Below are 17,183 nucleotides of genomic sequence, written 5' to 3'. Positions count from 1 at the left end.
CTTCTCAGCCATAATCCTCTGTGTTAATCGCGCTGCACGCCGTTTGAGGCAATGACTCGCTGATACCAGCCAAAGCTGTTTTTTCTGATACGCCGCAGATCCATCAGGTCTTTTTCACCCCGGTTAACGTAGATAAACCCGTAGCGTTTGGCGTAACCCTGATGGGTGCTGACCACATCGATGGCCGCCCACGGACAATACCCGATAAGCGCCACGCCGTCGTTAATCGCCAGTTGCATCTGCTCAATGTGCTGACGCATAAACGTCATGCGGTAATCATCATTCACCGATCCGTCCGGCAACAAGGTGTCCGGTGCGCCAATGCCATTCTCCGTGATCAGAATGGGCAGATGGTAGCGTTCGCAGACCTTGCGTAAGGTCAGCCGCAGGCCCACCGGATCAATCACCCAGCCGTACGGCGTTTTATCCACAAACGGATTGTCAGCCGCGCGATAAACGCCCGGCTCACCGAGCATAATTTGCTGGTCGCCCGCCCGCGCGCTGATATCAGACGCATCGCCACGGCTGGCGGCAATGGTCGCGGTGGAATAGTAATTGATGGCGACGTAATCCGGTTTCCCCTGCAACAGTATGGCGGCATCTTCCGGCGCCATCACCGGCGTCAGGCCGCGATCTTCAAGATAACGCCACGCCAGCGCGTTGTAACGGCCATGCACCGCGACATCCAGAAAACTCCAGCCGCGCAGGGTTTCCCAGTTATGGGCGGCGATGGCATCCAGCGGATGGCAGGTTTCCTGATACATCGAGGTGGTGTTGATCGCCGGGCCGATTTTCGCGGCGGGGCACCGCTGATGACACAGCGCCATGACTCTGGCCTGCGCCACCATCATGTGATGATTTTGCTGGTACAACACCTGCTTCGTGGGTAACTCCCCGCCCTCCGGCAACCCGATCGCGCCCGGATGCAGAATCAGCGTATTTTGTTCATTAATGGTCAGCCAGTATTTTATTTTGCTGCCAAACGCCGTGAACAGCACGTCGGCATATTGCACAAAGGCTTCAATCGTCGCCCGGTTCGCCCATCCGCCCTGCTGTTCGAGCACATATGGAAGGTCAAAGTGATAGAGCGTGACCACCGGTTCAATGCCGTGATGGCGTAACTCGTCGATCAGTTGCTGATAAAACGCCAGCCCGGCCTGATTAACCTCGCCGGTGCCCTGCGGCAGAATGCGCGTCCAGGCCACCGAGAAGCGGTAGGCCTTCAGCCCAAGCTCAGCGAACAGCGCAACGTCTTCACGAAAACGATGGTAATGATCGCTGGCGACGGTGAAATCTGCCGTGTCAGCCGGATGCACCAGCATATCGACCACCGACGGACTTTTGCCGTCCTCGTTCCATGCGCCTTCCACCTGATAAGCCGACGTTGATGCGCCCCACAGAAAATCTTCCGGAAACCCCTGCAGCTTCTGATAAATCATGCGGTCTCCTTCGCGGTATTCAGCGTGATGATGGTTTCTCCGAAACTGACGTCACCTGGCTGGCGACACATCAGCTGCGGATAGGCTTCACTGTTCACCACCAGAACCGGCATGATGATCTCGTATCCCAGCGCGGTGATGGCAGGAATATCAAAGCGCACCAGCTCATCGCCCGTTTTCACCCGGTCCCCGACCTGAAGGGCGGAAGTAAAATGCTTACCGCCCAGACTGACGGTATCAATACCGATGTGCATCAGGATCTCGACGCCGTTATCACCACGAATACCGACCGCATGGCGGGAGGGAAGGAAAGTCACCACTTCGCCATCAACCGGCGCGCGCAAAAGCCCCTCACGCGGGATAATCGCGATGCCCTGCCCCAGAAGCCCTTGTGAGAACACATCATCACTGACCTGATCCAGCGCCACGGCTTCACCGGCCAGCGGGCTGAGGATCTGCTGCGGATCGCCGGTAAGGCGTGCCGTATCCTGCGGTTCAGTCACCTCTTCCACCGGATCATCGAAGCCTAGAATCCAGGTCAGCGCAAAGGTCACCACGATGGCGATGGCACAGGTAATCAGGGCATGAACGATGTTCATCGGGTTTTCACCGATGAACGCCGGCAACGCGGCAAGGCCCGGAGAAACGAACGCGTAGCGCACCAGCCCGCTCAGCCCGGCATAAATACCGGCACATCCGCCGCCGATCATCGCGGCGATAAGCGGCCTGCGCAGTTTTAACGTCACGCCGTATAACGAAGGTTCGGTGATCCCGAGCAGCGCGGTAAACCCGGCCGAAGAAGCTAACTGACGCAGGTTTTTGTTTTTCGTGCGAAACGCCACACACAGCGTTGCCGCGCCCTGAGCGATGTTGGAAGCCAGCATGCCGGGGCCGTTGATCATCTCAAAACCATTTTTGCTGAGCTGGCCGGTCGCAATTGGCGTCATGGCCCATGCCGTGCCGGTGATCACCAGGAATGGCTGCAACCCGCCCATCAGCATCGGGATAAGCCAGCTGGCTTTGCCATCAATCATGGCCGCGCCGCTGGCAACCACGTCGTTGAGGAAAATGCCGAACGGCCCGACCACCACCAGCGCCAGCGGTGCCGTCACCAGTAAAATGATCATCGGCTTGGTGAAGAATTTAATCATGGTCGGCGAGACTTTCTCGGCGAAGCGTTCGATATACGACATCAGCCAGACGGTGAAAATAATCGGCAATACTGAACCGGCATAATCGGCGAGACGTACCGGAATGCCGATGAAATCGATCGCCGTTCCCGCGGCCATCATCTGCGCCAGATTCGGATGTAACAGCGCCCCGGCGATGGTCATGGCGAGGATCGGGTTACATTCAAATTTGATCGACGCGCCGTAGGCCAGCAGCACCGGCAGAAAGAAAAACGCCGCGTCAGAGATGGTGTCGAGCAGATGATAGGTCGGGCTGGCGGCGCTCATGACGCCGGTGAGTTTCAAAATAGCCAGCAGAGCCTTGATCATCCCCGCACCAGTGATGGCCGGAATAACCGGCGTAAAGGTGGTGGAAATCACGCTGATGATCTGCGAAATGATCCCGCCTTTGGCTTTCTGTTTTTGCTGTCCGCCCGCCTGCTCGCTGAGATCCCCGATCTCTTTTTGCATTGCGCGAAAGGTTTGCTGCACGTTGTTACCCACCACGATCTGGAACTGGCCGCCGCGCTGAACCACGCTGATCACCCCCGGCAACGCTTCGATAGCTTGCGCATTCACCTTCGCGTCATCATTGAATTCCATCCGTAAACGCGTGGCGCAATGCGTCAGTTTACTGACGTTCTGCCTGCCGCCGACGTGCGTTAAAATTTCACTGCCCAGCTGTGTGTAATCCATAGGTTTTCCCCGGTGAAAAAAGACAAAAAAAAAGACCAAAATGAAAATGCACCTCCCCTAAGGAGAAGTGCATTCTTATTTTGGTCTTGCCTGCCTGAGCAGTGACACGCCTCAATAAAAATGCGTTGGCAACCGGCCTTAACCCGTTGCGTGGTGGAGTATCGCCATACCGCTATCCGGTCAGCAACCGCATAAATGACTTTTTGGGAGGAATATCACGAACTCTTTAAAACAGATCTCTTAACTCTGCTCCGACACCAGCACCGCCATAGTGTCCGGTTCCAGCGCGCGGAAGATATGTTCCAGGTCTGCCGGATAGGAAATATAGTCACCCGCGTTCAGCTCAACCGGCGATTCGACCAGCCCGACCAGCGCGCGGCCCTGGGTGATAATGATGTGCTCGACCGACCCCTGCGAATGCGGGCTGGAGACGCGATCAGCGCCCGGCTGGGTAGTCAGCAGATAAATGTCCCGACGTGCGCCCGGCGGACAGGTGGCGAGCAGCACCGCTTTGTAATCCGCCAGTTCCGCGACCACCGCCGGGCCCTCGCCGCGGCGGATCACCTGCATTTTATTTTGCTCAGGCTCCATCAGCCGGGCGAAAGGAATATCCAGCGCGACGCACAGCGCCCATAGCGTTTCCAGACTCGGATTGCCGTTGCCTGCTTCCAGCTGCGAAAGCGTGGATTTCGCAATCCCTGCCCGACGGGCAACTTCCGCCAGTGACAGTCCGGTCCGCTGGCGTTCGCGCACCAGACCTTTTGAAATAACGCTGATAGGTTGTGACATTGCGGTACCTTATCTTCTATAACGAACGATCGTTCGACTTGAAGAACGATTCAGATGCGTTCATTATAATGATTATTCGTTCGTTATGGGATTAAATTATGCGTCAGAAACTCTTTTCTCCGCTCGGAAATGATGTGGTGAAAGCCATCTTTCTGGTCTGTCTGGCCGACGGTCTGGTCGGTATCTCTTATGGTTCTCTGGCGGTTGCCGGGGGCTTCCCGCTGTGGGTGCCTCTCACGCTCTCTTTGCTGGTACTCGCCGGTGCCTCGGAGTTTTTGTTTATCGCCATTGTCGGTGGAGGCGGCAGCCCGTTCGCAGCGGCGGCTGCCGGATTGCTGGTGAATGCGCGACATTTGCCTTTTGGCATTGCGGTGAAAGATCTGGTCGGCCAAAAGCCCCTGAGCTGGCTCGGCTGCCATATCATGAATGATGAAAGTGTGGTGTTCGGGATTTCCCAGCCTACGCATGAAAAGCGCAAAACGGCGTACTGGCTGTGTGGTGTGGGTATCGCGCTGTTCTGGCCGGTCAGTGTCATCGCAGGCGCGTTTATCGGGCAATTTATTCCTGATATTAAAGCCATCGGGCTGGACGCGGTTTTCCCCGCCATTCTGCTGGCGCTGATATTCCCGGCGCTTAAAAATCGCAGAACGCTGATCCCGGCTACGACCGGTGCGCTTATCTCGGTAGCGGCGGTGCCGTTCGTTCCCGCCGGTATGCCGGTACTGTTTTCACTGCTGGGATTACTGACCTGGAGAAATAGAAAATGACGCAGCAAACGCTCTGGGTTGCCGGTATTACCGTGCTGGCCGTTGGCACTTTCCTGATGCGCGTGGCCGGTTACCGTCTGGGCTCGCGCCTGAATTTATCCCCTGCGACGCAGACGATGCTATCAGATTCAGCCACGACGTTATTACTGGCGGTTGCCGCCACAACCGCACTGTTTGAAGGTGCGCAGTTTGCCGGATTCGCCCGCGTGACCGGCGTCGGCGTAGCGCTGTTTTTAGCATGGCGCAAGGCGCCGCTTATCGTGATAATTATCGCTGCAGCGGTGGTGACGGCGGTCATGCGATTGGCGGGAATTGCGTAACGTGTGAAAAAAAATGGCTCCCTGCGGAGCCATTTTTACGTTATTGAGAATCAGCCTTACGCCACATCTTCATACTGCGGTACAGGATTGCGGAAACTTTTGGTGACGCAGGCCAGATAGATAAAACCCACCGCGCCCCAGATAAGCCCCAGGATCATTGAGCTTTCTTCCAGATTTACCCACAATGCGCCCACCGTTAGCGCGCCGCACATCGGCAGGAACAGATACTGGAAGTGATCCATAAAGGTCTTGTTGCGCTTCTCACGGATCCAGAACTGCGAAATCACCGACAGGTTAACGAAGGTAAACGCCACCAGCGCACCGAAGTTGATCAGCGCCGTTGCCGTGACCAGATCAAAGTTAATCGCCATCAGCGCAACCGCGCCGACCAGAATCACGTTAAAGGACGGCGTACGCCATTTCGGATGAATATAGCCGAAGAAGCGTTTCGGGAAGACGCCGTCGCGGCCCATGACGTACATCAGACGGGAAACGCCCGCGTGTGCCGCCATGCCGGAGGCCAGAACGGTGATGCTGGAGAAAACCAGCGCGCCGAACTGGAACGCCCTGCCCGCGACCTGCAACATGATCTCAGGCTGTGACGCGTCCGGATCTTTAAAGCTGGAGATGTCCGGGAAATAAAGTTGCAGGAAATAGGTCGCGGTGATGAAAATCGCGCCGCCAATTAACGCCGTCAGGAAAATCGCCCGTGGAATAACCCGCCCGGCGTCTTTGGTTTCTTCCGAAAGATTGCTGATACCGTCAAAACCGGTGAATGAAAAACACAAAATCGTCGCGCCGGTAATCAACGGCACGGTATGCGTATTCTCACCCCAGAACGGTTGGGTGCTGGTCAGCGTGCCATAACCGGTGCCGTGATTAACGCCGTAAATCACCATGCCGGTGATGACCGTTATCAGGATAATCTGCAACACCACGACCAGCGTATTAATGTTGGCAACGGTTTTGATACTGCGCAGATTCGACAGGGTCATAAAGCCGACCAGCACCACGACAAATATCCACGACGGCACCGAAGGCACCAGTGCTTCAAAATAGATTTTTGCCAGCAGGATGTTGATCATCGGCGCAAATAAATAGTCGAGCAAAGACGACCAGCCGACCATAAATCCGACCACCGGATGAATAGATTTTTGTGCGTAGGTATAGGCCGATCCCGCCGAAGGATAGCGACGCACCAGCTTGCCGTAGCTCAGCGCAGTAAAGAGCACAGCAATCAGGGCGAAAGCATAAGCCGTCGGCACATGGCCGTCGGTCAAACCAGAGACAATACCGAACGTATCGAACAGGGTCATAGGTTGCATATAGGCCAGGCCTATCATCACAACCGGAACCAGCGTAAGTGTTTTACGCAGCTCCACGCGGGAAGTGCTACCTGAGATGACGTTATCTGACATGATTTTTAATTCCCATGACGGAGAACGCCACATAAAGAGAGTGATGCACCATTTATGTTTCCTTGCGACATGACTGTCGGTATTTGAAAGTAAGTATCTATCCGGTACGAAGCCCGGCCTCTGGTTTTTTGAATGTATTCTTGTAAGAAGAATGTGTTCTTGAATGACGTCTAAACGGGTTATCCCCGTTTTGCGGGGCGCATATTTTGCCCTATTAATGACCGAAATGACAAGCCGTAGAAGGCCAAACGCAGGCAATAAATAAAATACGCAGCCAAATCTGGCACGTATTGCCAAACCCGGTTCTCTGAGGGTTTATTAAATGTATTTGGGATGTAAAACAAAAGGGACTGGCGGGTTATTAGTTTTATAAAGCGGCGACAATGGCGATCAAAAAATAACGATTAAGCCTGTTAATTAACATGTCCGCTTCACAAAAAATTCCGCCAGCACGTGACCGGACAGGCATGGGCAAAATCTTAAAATTCTGGTTCGTGTGCTCTTTTGCACGTTCAGAGTTTACAAAAACCGGTCATGTAGCAAGAATGAAAAGGATGAGATCGAAAATGAGAAATATCTGCTTTCCCGCCGCAATCCATTCAGGGGTGTTACGTGTCTCTTTCAATTTCTGAATGGACGATGGCTAACGATATTGAGTGCTCGCATCTGACCGCGAGTAACTCCTCATTCCCGCGTCACACCCACGATGAATACGTGATCAGCGCCAATCTGACCGGTACGGAAGAGATCTGGCTGCACGGTAAAACCGAGCTGGTTCGCGCCGGGCAAATCACGATTTATAACCCTGCCACGGTGCAATCCTCACTGTTTGGCGATGAGAAAGTCGAATTCCTCAGCGTGCATATTCCCCAGTCGTTGCTGCGACAGGTCTCGGTTGATCACAATCTGCGATCCGATCACTGCGCGCCGGTGCTGACCGAGGGCGTGCTCAGTAATCCGGCGCTGTTTTCCGCGCTGCGCCATTACAAACGCACCCTGAACGATGACGATCAGGAGCAAAACTTATTGTGGTTGCTGGGCGCGTTGCTGGAAGAACCGGCGAAAGAGCAGGAGCAGTCGCTGCGGCCTGTCACGCTGGCGCTGGATTTTATGCGCGATCACCTGACCCGCAAGATCCACCTCGACACGCTGGCGCAGGTCAGCGGGCTGAGTAAATTCCATTTTGTGCGGCTGTTCCGTCAGCACATCGGTATGCCGCCGTTGCAGTACCACATGCAGTTACGGCTGCTGGAAGCCCGCAATCAGCTGCGTAAAAACAACAATGCGCTGGACGTGGCCATCAGCCTCGGTTTTTACGATCAAAGCCACTTCATTAATACCTTCCGCAAAATGATGGGGATCACTCCCCATCTGTATTCGCAGTCGCTGAATGCCTGCGGTATACGCGGCCAGGCAAACTACTGACACCTATACCAAAATAAATTCGCGATAGCCGGAGATAACCACGTAAATGGCGAAATAGGAGAAGATCGCCGCCGAGGCAACGTAAGAATATCTCAGCATTTTAGTGCCCAGCATTTTCCCGCCCCAGCTGCCGACGCAGCACAACACCACCGTCCAGAATACGCCGGCAATAAAAAAGCCGGTCAGGAACCACGAGGCATTCGCCGTACCGCCCTGCCCCATACGGGAAATCAGCGCGCCACCGACCGCCGCAAACCACAGGATCGCCGTCGGTGAGGACATCGCCAGCACCACGCCGCGCCCGAAATTACGCAGTACCGAACGTGGCTGGCCGTTATCGCTGGCAGACATATTCTCTGCCGGTGCCAGCGCCGCCCGGATCATCTTGTAGGTAAACCACATCAGCATCAGGGAACCGCCTACCCACAACACCCAGCGCACGCTCTGGTATTGCAGCAAAATCGTCATGCCCGCCAGCGCCAGCACCGCGTAGATAAGATCACCAATACAGGTGCCGATCCCCAGCCAGAAACCGTGGAAATAACCACGCTGCATCGCCAGCGTGATCATCGCAATATTGGCAATCCCGATGTCCAGACACAGCGACAGACTGAGCAAAAATCCATTTGAAAACGGCATCATAGCGGGAATCTCTTGATCAGCTGGTTGTACTCGATCACGTCATTAGTGGTGCCCAGGCGCGCCATCAGGATCCCGACATCTTCAGGATTGGTGTGCGGGCAATGCTGTTGCATAAAGGCTTTGGCGCGTTCTGCATCGCCGCCCAGCAGCTCTTCGCACATCAGCCGCGTCAGGCTGGCCATCTGCGTAAAGAACAGCTCAGGGTGGAAAACGATGGTCTCTGCCGACAGCTCAATGCAGCCGTGTTCACGCAAATAATTAAACTGGATCCAGGCCGCTCCGGCGTCGGGATACCTCGATGGCCCCCGACGCAGATAGCGCAGGATCTCGAGGAAATAGATCCGCGCCAGCACGTTTCGGTCGAGCTGCAATCCGTCGGCGACCTGCGGCGTCAGGCACATCAGTAAGCCGAACTGATCGGCCAGCGCTTCCTGCACCATCATCGATCCCCAACGATCAATCTTGCTGAGCTTTGGAAATACGTTTTCATTACGCACCAGCGAATGCCCGAGATCGTGCCCGCGGAACCAGGCGATCAAATAACGCTGACAAACGCGACTTTCCGGCAATTCGTCTTCCGCCCAGCCAAGGCGTGAGGCTTCGGTACGCGAAAACATCTCGAAGAGTTGCAGGTAGGTATTGGCGAAAACCACGGTGCGCCTGACCGGGGAATACTTCAGCCCCTCATCTTCAGGGAAGAAATAGGCAAAGTGTTTCGGGTAGCTGTTGGCTTCTCCTGCAATGCCGAACAGGTTGATTATCTTGTACGCACAGCCCGGCAGCGCCAGCAGGTCGGCTGCGATTTCTTTTTGCAGAAACAGCAGGCTTTCCGGAAACAGGCTGTCCATCACATCGGAGATTTCCTGCAACATCGGCGCGGGTTCACCAAACCATGACGAGTAATAGCTTTGTTTCGATTTTCCCACCCACGTCGAGGTCTTGCCGATGCCCAGCACCAGCTGCTGCTCATCAAGACCGGCAATTTGCGGCAGCACGGTTTTGCCACAGGAATCATCCGCCAGAATTTCGGCGCGCAGGAACAGGCCGCGACGGGTATCCGGATCGTCAAACAGCGGCGCTAAGCGGAAACACTGGATCGCCATTTCTTCGCGCAGCGTATCGAGCAAACGACTTTCGCAGGCGGCTTCCAGCTGATTGATGGCCTCGGTCAGACGCAGGCAATAGTGAATGGTTTGCACCGCTTTAGGATTGATATTTTCCGGGACATCCAGATCCATCATAGAAACCTGGTATGCCGTCGCAGACGGCCAGAATGACGTAGTAAACATAATTTCAAATCCTGAGTGCGGGTAAAGAGGTGAACTCACTACATCACTCCCGCCACATCGGGTATTGGAAGAAATTGCGCACCCGCTAAGAAGTGCCAAGCCTGCGATCAACGACTACAGTTGAGTCATCCGTTCCCTCTTTGCTAAGCGCTTAACACCATGAGCTTTTCTCTCAAACATTATTTACAGGTGCGCTCCCGGTTGCTGATATCTATTCTGGCCGGGGTGGCCTGCTTTTTTCTTCTGCCCACCCATCTCGGGCTGTTACAGCGCCTGCTGATCGGCTGGAACGCGCTGGCGTGGCTGTATCTGTTTTTCCTGTGGTTTCGCATGCTGCGCACCGAGGCGAAAAATATTCCGCACATCGCCAAAACGCAGGATGAAAGCGCCACCCTGGTGCTGAGCATGGTGACGATCACCTGTCTGGTGAGCATTCTGGCGATCCTGATGGAACTCGGTTCACTCAAGGACCTGAGCGGTACGCCGCGCGCCCTGCATATTTTGTTGACCGCCACGACGCTGATCGCCTCCTGGGCGCTTCTGCCGACGTCGTTTGCCATGCACTACGCCCATCACCATTATCTGCGCCGCAGCAAAGACGTGACGCCGATGATTTTCCCAGAAAAGCCTGAGCAGCCTGGCTACTGGGATTTTCTGTATTTCTCCTTCACTATCGCCGTCGCCTCACAGACCGCCGATGTGGAAACCGGCACCACCGATATGCGCCAGATTGCGCTGTTGCAGTCGGTGATTTCGTTCGTTTTTAATCTGGCGATTTTGGGGCTGTCGATTAACGTTGGTGCGGGATTGTTAAACTAGGCGCGCAAAGTAATTCACTGTTATCCGTGGAATTTCCCGCACAGAATCCTATAAGCCATAAAACAGCGATTTTAGACTTCTATACGTCTAAAACTTAGTGTAGGTTTTTACAATATTCCCCCATTTTGGTTACGTTTAAGGAAAGATTTGCTTATGCGCACTTCGTTTGTTGCCCTGACACTCCTTGCCATCACGCTGTTTTCTGCCAGCACGCTTGCAGGCACCACGCTGGATCGCGTGACCAAAACCGGCGTCCTGCGCAATGCCATCGTTAACGATTATCCGCCATTTGGTTTTATCGATGACAACAACCAGCTGGCCGGTTTTGACGTCGACGTGGCGAAAGCCGTTGCACAGCGCATGGGCGTGAAACTCGAACTGATCGCGCCGGGCTGGGAAACCATCGTCGGTGGTAAATGGCAGGGGCGCTGGGATAGCTGTATCTGTTCGATGACGCCAAACACCGAACGCGCCAAAGTGCTGGATTTCCCGACGCCGTATTACAATTCCCCGGCGGTGCTGGTGGTGAATAAGAAAGATGACCGCATCAAATCCGCCGCTGATCTGAGCAACAAAAAGATTGGCGTCGGTATCGGTTCGACTTACGAAACTTATCTGCAAAAAACGCTGGTGATCCCCGGCAGCAAACCGATCGTCTTCCCGTTTGATAACGTGCAGGTCATTCCAAGCGATGAAGAAGTGGCGTTCCAAAATCTGGCGCTCGGGCCGGGCGTACGTCTTGATGGCGTGGTCTCGGATTTAGCCACCGCCAATGCGCGTATCAAACGTGCGCCGGTCTTCAAAATCGTCACTGAGCTTTACGCCGAACCGAACTGGGTCGCAACCGACAAAGGCGACGCCGAGTGGGATAAGAAAGTCGCTGACACCATTAAATCGTTGCGCGACGACGGGACGCTGGCCAAAATTTCCCAGCACTGGCTGGGCGAAGACATTACCCACGAGGTGCCGTAATGCCACAAATGCCGGACAGCCAGCCGAAGGTTGAAACGCCTGAACGCTGGCATCGCGCGCACGCGTTTACCTTTAAAACCGGGCTGACGTGGCTGATTTTGCTCAGTCTGCTGATCGGCACCTTCAGCAAGATGGGGCTGGACTGGAGCCTCATCAGCCAGAAATTGCCGTTCCTGCTCGGCCTTCGCCTGTCGCCGGACGGATTTATTCAGGGCGCGGCGCTGACCATTATGATCACCGCCTGCTCGATGTTTTTTTGCCTGCTGATCGGCCTGATTACCGCACTCGGGCGGATGTCGAATAACGCCCTGGCGTTCGGCTGCGCGACGTTTTACGCCTCGCTGTTTCGCGGCACGCCACTGCTGGTGCAGGTGTTAATCATCTATCTGGCGCTGCCGCAGTTCGGGATTGTGCTCGGTGCGCTCAGCTCCGGCATTATTGCGCTGTCGATGAACTATGGCGCATATCTGGCAGAAACCATCCGCAGCGGCGTGCTCTCGGTGCCGCGCGGCCAGCAGGAAGCGGCGCTGGCACTCGGCGTCTCGCGCTGGACGGTGGCCGTCCACGTCACCGCCCCGCAGGCGCTGCGCATCATTATTCCGCCCGCCGGTTCGATGTTTATTTCAATGCTGAAAGACTCCTCGCTGGTCTCGCTGATGGGGCTGTGGGAGCTCAACTTTCTGGCGCAATCGTATGGCCGCAGCACCTACCGCTACATGGAAATGCTGGCCACCGCCGCCGCGATTTACTGGATTATGTCGATTATCTTAGAGCTGTTGCAAAGTCGCCTTGAGCGCCGTTTTGCACAGGGTCATCGCCGCTAATTTCGCCACTTTTATTACGGATACGCCATGTCTTTTCCTGAAGATTTTCGTTTAATCAGCTATCTCTCACGGCTGGAACACGCCGTCCGTTTTCCGCTTTCCTCTTCCTACCCTGAATCGATGAGCATCGATACGCTGTTTGAACTGGCGGGAAAAGAACATCGCGCGCCGTTTATGCAAACGATGCTGGATTACCCGCCGCTGCGCGGTACGCCGGAATTGCTCGAAGCCATCGCCGCCACTTACCGGCAGGTCACGCCCCGGCAGGTCATCAGCTTTGCCGGAGCCGACGAAGCCATTTACGCCAGTTTCCAGATGCTGCTCGAACCTGGCGATCACGCGGTCGTCATCACGCCAAATTATCAGTCGCTGGAAAGCGTGCCGATGTCGCGCTGTGACGTGACCGGCGTGGCGCTGGATGAGAATAATGACTGGGCGCTGGATACGGCAAAAGTCCGCGCTGCGCTGCGGGCAAATACCAAGGTGCTGGTGATTAACTTCCCGCACAACCCGACTGGCGCGCTGATTTCGCGGGAGCAGCTGAACGAACTGATTGAGATATGTCGCGAACGCGGGATCTGGATTTTCTCCGACGAAGTGTATCGCCTGACCGAATTCGATCCGGCGGATCGCCTGCCGCAGCTGGCGGACGTTTACGAGCGCGGCATTTCGCTCAACGTCACCTCAAAAGCCTACGGACTGCCGGGCCTGCGCATCGGCTGGGTGGCCTGTCAGGACGACGTGTGGATGCAAAAGCTCGAACGCATGAAGCAGTATCTGTCGATCTGCAATTCCATGCCCGGCGAGTTTCTGACCACCCTTGCGCTCAACGCCCGCGCGCCGATCCTCGAACGGGTGATGGAGCGCTCGCGCAGCCAGCTCGCGGCGCTAACCGCGTTTCTGGCGCGCTATCCGGACAGGTTCAGTCTCGCCGTGCCGAAGGCCGGTGTACTGGCGTTCCCGCGTTATACCGGTCCGGAAGGCGCAGAAGTCTTCGCCACGAGGCTGGTGGAGGAAGCGGGCGTTATGGTCATTCCCTCCGTCACCTACGCCTCAGAGCTGAACCCGGTATCAGAAGATTTTCTGCGCATCGGTTTTGGCCGTGCCAATCTGGATCAGGCGCTGGCGGAAATGGGCAAATGGCTGGATAAACAGTGATCAGCACAGAACCTGTTTTTCCGTCAGAAAATCGATAAACACCCGCACCTTCGGCAGCATGTGGCGGCTGCTCGGCCAGACGACTGAGAACTTGCCGCCCTCTTTCAGGTGCGGCTCCAGCACAGAGATCAGTTCGCCGGAGGCCACATAGTTACGCACAATAAACTCCGGCACATACGCCAGCCCCAGCCCCTGCAACGCTGCCTGTAAAATGGATTCCAGATTATTGCTGCTGAGCGCCAGCGGCAGTTCCGGCGGGCTCGGGCTGTTGGTCGCCCATTCCTGCCACTGGCCGGTGCCCGGAAAACGGTACCGCAGGCAGGCGTGATGTTGCAGGTGTTGCGGTATCTGCGGTGCGGCATGTTGCGCGAAGTACAGCGGACTGCCGACAATCGCAAAGCGAAACGGCCCCAGCCGGCGTGACATCATCTGCGAACTGCTCAGCTCACCGCTGCGGATAGCGATATCAAATCCTTCATCGATCACGTCCACCATCCGGTCGCTGAAATCCAGATCCAGCTCAACCTGGGGATAACGCTGGCGGAATTCCGGCAGATGCGGCAGCAGGATCCGGTAACCGATGGCCGGTGCCGTGATGCGTAATTTGCCACGCGGGACGGCGGAGATCCGCACCAACTCCTGCTCGGCCTCTTCCAGTTGCGCCACAATATTCTGGCAACGCTCGAAAAACAGCTGGCCTTCATCGGTCAGGCTGATGCGCCGCGTGCTGCGGTTGAACAGCCGCACGCTGAGCTTTTCCTCCAGCCGCGCCACGCTTTTCCCCACCGCCGATGCCGAAATCCCCATCCGCTCCGCCGCTCCGGCGAAACTTTCATTTTGCGCCGCACGCACAAATGCCAGTAATCCGTTGAGATTATCCATTTACCCTTCTTCCTTATTCGAGCGTTTTAGTCCTGAATCATCGGACTTTCAGCCTGTTTCCGCCAGATTGCCGACATTTTATCATCAACGATATATACCACTACGGGACAAACTTATGAATACATCCTCAACGCAAACGGCAGGCAGTCTCAGGGTTCTGGTGACGGTTTGCATCGCGGCGGTGATCCTGCCGCTAAATTTTGTCAGCGGCGCGGTGGCGACGCCGGCCATTGCCCGCGAACTCGGCGGAAGCGCGCAGGCGCTAAGCTGGGTCACGAATTCCTTCATGCTGACGTTTGGCTGTTTCCTGATGGCCGCCGGTGCGCTGGCCGATGAGATTGGCCGCAAAAAAGTCTTTATCAGCGGGGTTTCACTGTTTGCACTGCTTTCCCTGTTGCAGGCGTTCAGTAGCAGTCTGCTGTGGATTGATTTGCTGCGCGCCGCACAGGGCGTCGCCGCTGCCGCCGCGCTGGCCGGAGGTGCCGCCGCACTGGCGCAGGAATTTGACGGCGCTGCCCGCACCCGCGCGTTCAGCCTGATGGGCAGCAGTTTTGGCGTCGGGCTGGCGTTCGGGCCGTTTCTCGCCGGGGCGCTGATTGCCCATTTCGGCTGGCGCTCGGTGTTCTTTTCCGCGACGGTGATTGCCGTGCTGGCGCTTATTACCGGTGCGTCCAAAATGCGCGAGACGCGTAATTCGCAGGCGTCCGGTATCGACTGGCCGGGTACGGTGTCGTTTACCGCCATGCTGGCGCTGCTGACCTGGGCGCTGATGGCCATTCCGCAATACGGTCTTCGAAGCCCGCAGGTGCTGGCGCTGCTGGTCGGCGCTGTGCTGCTGCTGGGCATTTTTGTGTGGGTCGAGCTTCGCGTGAGGCAGCCGATGCTGGATTTATCGCTGTTCCGCTACGTGCGTTTTATCGGCGTACAGGCGCTGCCGCTGGCGACCGGATTCTGCTTTGTCGTGCTGCTGGTGATTCTGCCAATGCTGTTTATCGGCGTGAAAGGACTGAGCGAGGAACGCGCCGGGCTGATGATGATGGCGCTTTCCGTACCGATGCTGGTGGTTCCGCTGCTGGCAGCATGGCTGACGCGCTGGATTTCCGCTGGCGTACTGTGTACGTCCGGGCTGGTGATTGCCGCCGCCGGGCTGGGCTGGCTGAGTCAGGCGATTCTGGCGCAAAACGTGACGGCGATGGTTGCGCCGATGCTGATCATTGGTATCGGCACCGGTCTGCCGTGGGGGCTGATGGATGGCTTATCGGTCAGCGTGGTTCCGAAAGAACGTGCGGGGATGGCGACCGGGATTTTCAGCACCACCCGCGTGGCCGGTGAAGGGATTTCGCTGGCGATTGTCGGTGCGATCCTTGCTTCAATGAGCCACAGCGCGCTGGCGGCGCATTTCACCTCAGGCGACCTCAGTCTGGCGGCGCAGCGGCTGGCAACCGGGAATCTGACGGTAGCTCAGCAACTGATCCCGCAGGCCAGCACGGCGCAGCTTCAGCAGTTATATACCGCGGCACTGCATCCGTTACTGCTCTGTCTGATGGCGATCACACTGTTTTCAGCGCTGATGGTATTGCTGGCGCTGAAAGGCAATCAGCAGGAAAGCGAGGCCGCGCCTGCCGGTCAGAACGATCTGTCGCCGTAATCGGCTTCCAGCACCGGACGCAGACGGGTATAAATTTCTTCAATCTCCGCCGGTATTTCCACGTTCGCAATAAAGCCCGCACCGCGCGGGCCGTATCCGCCAGGTGCATTGCGCAGACGCGGGATTTCACCCAGCAGCAGAGAGGCAAAACGCGGCAGCGACCACAGATGTTGATTATCACAACCGGCAAACCGCAGCCCGTCGCCGCTGCGCTCAAGCTGCGGAGTAAACACCGGCCAGCTGGTGAAAGTGATGTCAGGCCGGTCGCGCCAGACGTGACGGAAACTGGCGTCGGTACGCAGTTGCATCAGCGGATCCTGCGTCAGCAAGATATGCGTATGGACATCGCCCGCCTGCCCGAGCACACGTCGCGCCTGCACGGCATTGTCGCCACAGTTGGTGGAGCCGGTTTCCAGCAGCATTTGCTCAGGCAGCAGGCCGAAACACTGCACACCGATATCTCCCAGCACGTCGGCTTCGCTGCGGCCAGCCGTCGCAATGTGCTGATAACGCGGGTGCTGTTGCACGGCGTGATACAACAGTTCAGTCGAATGACCGATACCACCGGCGATCAGCAAACGTGAAACTTTGCCCTGTTGCAGCGCCTGAAATGCTGCTTCAGCGGTGGGTAAAATGGCGTTTCCCAGCAGGATCAGCAGCGTTGGTTCGCCCGTCGGGCCATTTCCCGAGGTCTGGTCCAGAGAGAGAAATCGCGCCAGCCGGTTCATATCGTCGATCACTGCGTCAGAAAACATCACCACCTCCGTCTGATAAAGATGACTATCATAAACCTATAACACTACTCAAAAAATGGTTAAAAAACCTCACCGGTCAGATGAGGAGCACTAATCATTAATGATAAAAATGTCATTTTATCGGGATAAAAACTTATTAATTTTGTTTTTATGGTGTTTTTATCCTTATTC

The 17,183-nt window shown here is 56.1% G+C and carries 16 protein-coding genes; 8 read left to right on the top strand and 8 right to left on the bottom strand.

Annotated features, from left to right (window positions below; genetic code table 11):
* Positions 1-23 precede the first annotated feature (23 nt).
* The 3 genes from TU92_RS01055 to TU92_RS01045 all read right to left on the bottom strand — a co-directional run bounded on the left by TU92_RS01055 (position 24) and on the right by TU92_RS01045 (position 4,093).
* A complete protein-coding gene (locus TU92_RS01055) occupies positions 24-1,439 on the bottom strand; it encodes a glycoside hydrolase family 1 protein (RefSeq protein WP_112164130.1) in 1,416 nt (471 codons plus the stop codon).
* Entirely contained in the window at positions 1,436-3,304 is a 1,869-nt protein-coding gene (locus TU92_RS01050; RefSeq protein ID WP_112164129.1) for a beta-glucoside-specific PTS transporter subunit IIABC, read from the bottom strand. The genes TU92_RS01055 and TU92_RS01050 overlap by 4 nt, the downstream gene beginning before the upstream one ends.
* A gap of 240 nt (positions 3,305-3,544) precedes the next feature.
* Positions 3,545-4,093 (bottom strand): helix-turn-helix domain-containing protein, encoded by a 549-nt coding sequence (locus TU92_RS01045; protein WP_112164128.1) that lies wholly within the window; start codon positions 4,091-4,093, stop codon positions 3,545-3,547.
* A 98-nt stretch (positions 4,094-4,191) separates the two neighbouring features.
* Here TU92_RS01045 and TU92_RS01040 point away from each other — a divergent pair, with 98 nt between their 5' ends.
* On the top strand, positions 4,192-4,860 hold the full coding sequence (locus tag TU92_RS01040) for an AzlC family ABC transporter permease (RefSeq protein WP_112164127.1): 669 nt from the start codon (positions 4,192-4,194) through the stop codon (positions 4,858-4,860).
* Positions 4,857-5,180, top strand: coding sequence for an AzlD domain-containing protein (locus TU92_RS01035; protein ID WP_112164126.1), 324 nt, complete (start codon positions 4,857-4,859; stop codon positions 5,178-5,180). The genes TU92_RS01040 and TU92_RS01035 overlap by 4 nt, the downstream gene beginning before the upstream one ends.
* A 56-nt stretch (positions 5,181-5,236) precedes the next feature.
* Here the strand turns inward: TU92_RS01035 and TU92_RS01030 are convergent, their stop codons facing one another.
* Positions 5,237-6,598 carry an APC family permease gene (locus tag TU92_RS01030; protein WP_112164325.1) on the bottom strand — a complete coding sequence of 454 codons (1,362 nt, stop codon included), beginning with the start codon at positions 6,596-6,598 and terminating at the stop codon, positions 5,237-5,239.
* 612 nt (positions 6,599-7,210) lie between these two features.
* Between TU92_RS01030 and TU92_RS01025 the strand changes: the two genes are divergently transcribed.
* Positions 7,211-8,023 (top strand): helix-turn-helix transcriptional regulator, encoded by an 813-nt coding sequence (locus tag TU92_RS01025; RefSeq protein WP_112164125.1) that lies wholly within the window; start codon positions 7,211-7,213, stop codon positions 8,021-8,023.
* A 3-nt stretch (positions 8,024-8,026) separates the two neighbouring features.
* On the opposite strand, the gene TU92_RS01020 is transcribed toward TU92_RS01025, so the two are convergent.
* Complete coding sequence (locus TU92_RS01020) at positions 8,027-8,665, bottom strand: LysE family transporter (protein WP_112164124.1); 639 nt, start codon at positions 8,663-8,665, stop codon at positions 8,027-8,029.
* Positions 8,662-9,954 carry a hypothetical protein gene (locus TU92_RS01015; RefSeq protein WP_112164123.1) on the bottom strand — a complete coding sequence of 431 codons (1,293 nt, stop codon included), beginning with the start codon at positions 9,952-9,954 and terminating at the stop codon, positions 8,662-8,664. The genes TU92_RS01020 and TU92_RS01015 overlap by 4 nt, the downstream gene beginning before the upstream one ends.
* Before the next feature lie 159 nt (positions 9,955-10,113).
* Between TU92_RS01015 and TU92_RS01010 the strand changes: the two genes are divergently transcribed.
* The 4 genes from TU92_RS01010 (at position 10,114) to TU92_RS00995 (ending at position 13,727) form a co-directional block, all read left to right on the top strand.
* Positions 10,114-10,773: a DUF1345 domain-containing protein gene (locus TU92_RS01010; RefSeq protein ID WP_112164122.1), complete on the top strand. Its 660-nt coding sequence runs from the start codon at positions 10,114-10,116 to the stop codon at positions 10,771-10,773.
* Positions 10,774-10,926: 153 nt separating this feature from the next.
* Complete coding sequence (locus TU92_RS01005; RefSeq protein WP_112164121.1) at positions 10,927-11,745, top strand: transporter substrate-binding domain-containing protein; 819 nt, start codon at positions 10,927-10,929, stop codon at positions 11,743-11,745.
* Positions 11,745-12,569 (top strand): amino acid ABC transporter permease, encoded by an 825-nt coding sequence (locus tag TU92_RS01000; RefSeq protein ID WP_112164120.1) that lies wholly within the window; start codon positions 11,745-11,747, stop codon positions 12,567-12,569. The genes TU92_RS01005 and TU92_RS01000 overlap by 1 nt, the downstream gene beginning before the upstream one ends.
* Before the next feature lie 27 nt (positions 12,570-12,596).
* Positions 12,597-13,727, top strand: coding sequence for an aminotransferase class I/II-fold pyridoxal phosphate-dependent enzyme (locus tag TU92_RS00995; protein ID WP_112164119.1), 1,131 nt, complete (start codon positions 12,597-12,599; stop codon positions 13,725-13,727).
* On the opposite strand, the gene TU92_RS00990 is transcribed toward TU92_RS00995, so the two are convergent.
* A complete protein-coding gene (locus TU92_RS00990; RefSeq protein WP_112164118.1) occupies positions 13,728-14,609 on the bottom strand; it encodes a LysR substrate-binding domain-containing protein in 882 nt (293 codons plus the stop codon).
* Between the two features lie 115 nt (positions 14,610-14,724).
* Here TU92_RS00990 and TU92_RS00985 point away from each other — a divergent pair, with 115 nt between their 5' ends.
* Positions 14,725-16,257, top strand: a complete 1,533-nt coding sequence (locus tag TU92_RS00985; RefSeq protein WP_112164117.1) for an MFS transporter — start codon at positions 14,725-14,727, stop codon at positions 16,255-16,257.
* Here TU92_RS00985 and TU92_RS00980 read toward each other — a convergent pair.
* Positions 16,236-17,012 (bottom strand): YdcF family protein, encoded by a 777-nt coding sequence (locus TU92_RS00980; protein WP_112164116.1) that lies wholly within the window; start codon positions 17,010-17,012, stop codon positions 16,236-16,238. The genes TU92_RS00985 and TU92_RS00980 overlap by 22 nt on opposite strands.
* Positions 17,013-17,183 lie beyond the last annotated feature (171 nt).

The sequence above is a fragment of the Rahnella inusitata genome (assembly GCF_003263515.1).
GTDB classification, from domain to species: Bacteria; Pseudomonadota; Gammaproteobacteria; order Enterobacterales; family Enterobacteriaceae; genus Rahnella; species Rahnella inusitata.
Note: the sequence above shows the minus strand (reverse complement) of the source record. Positions and strands in the feature narration are given on the sequence as shown.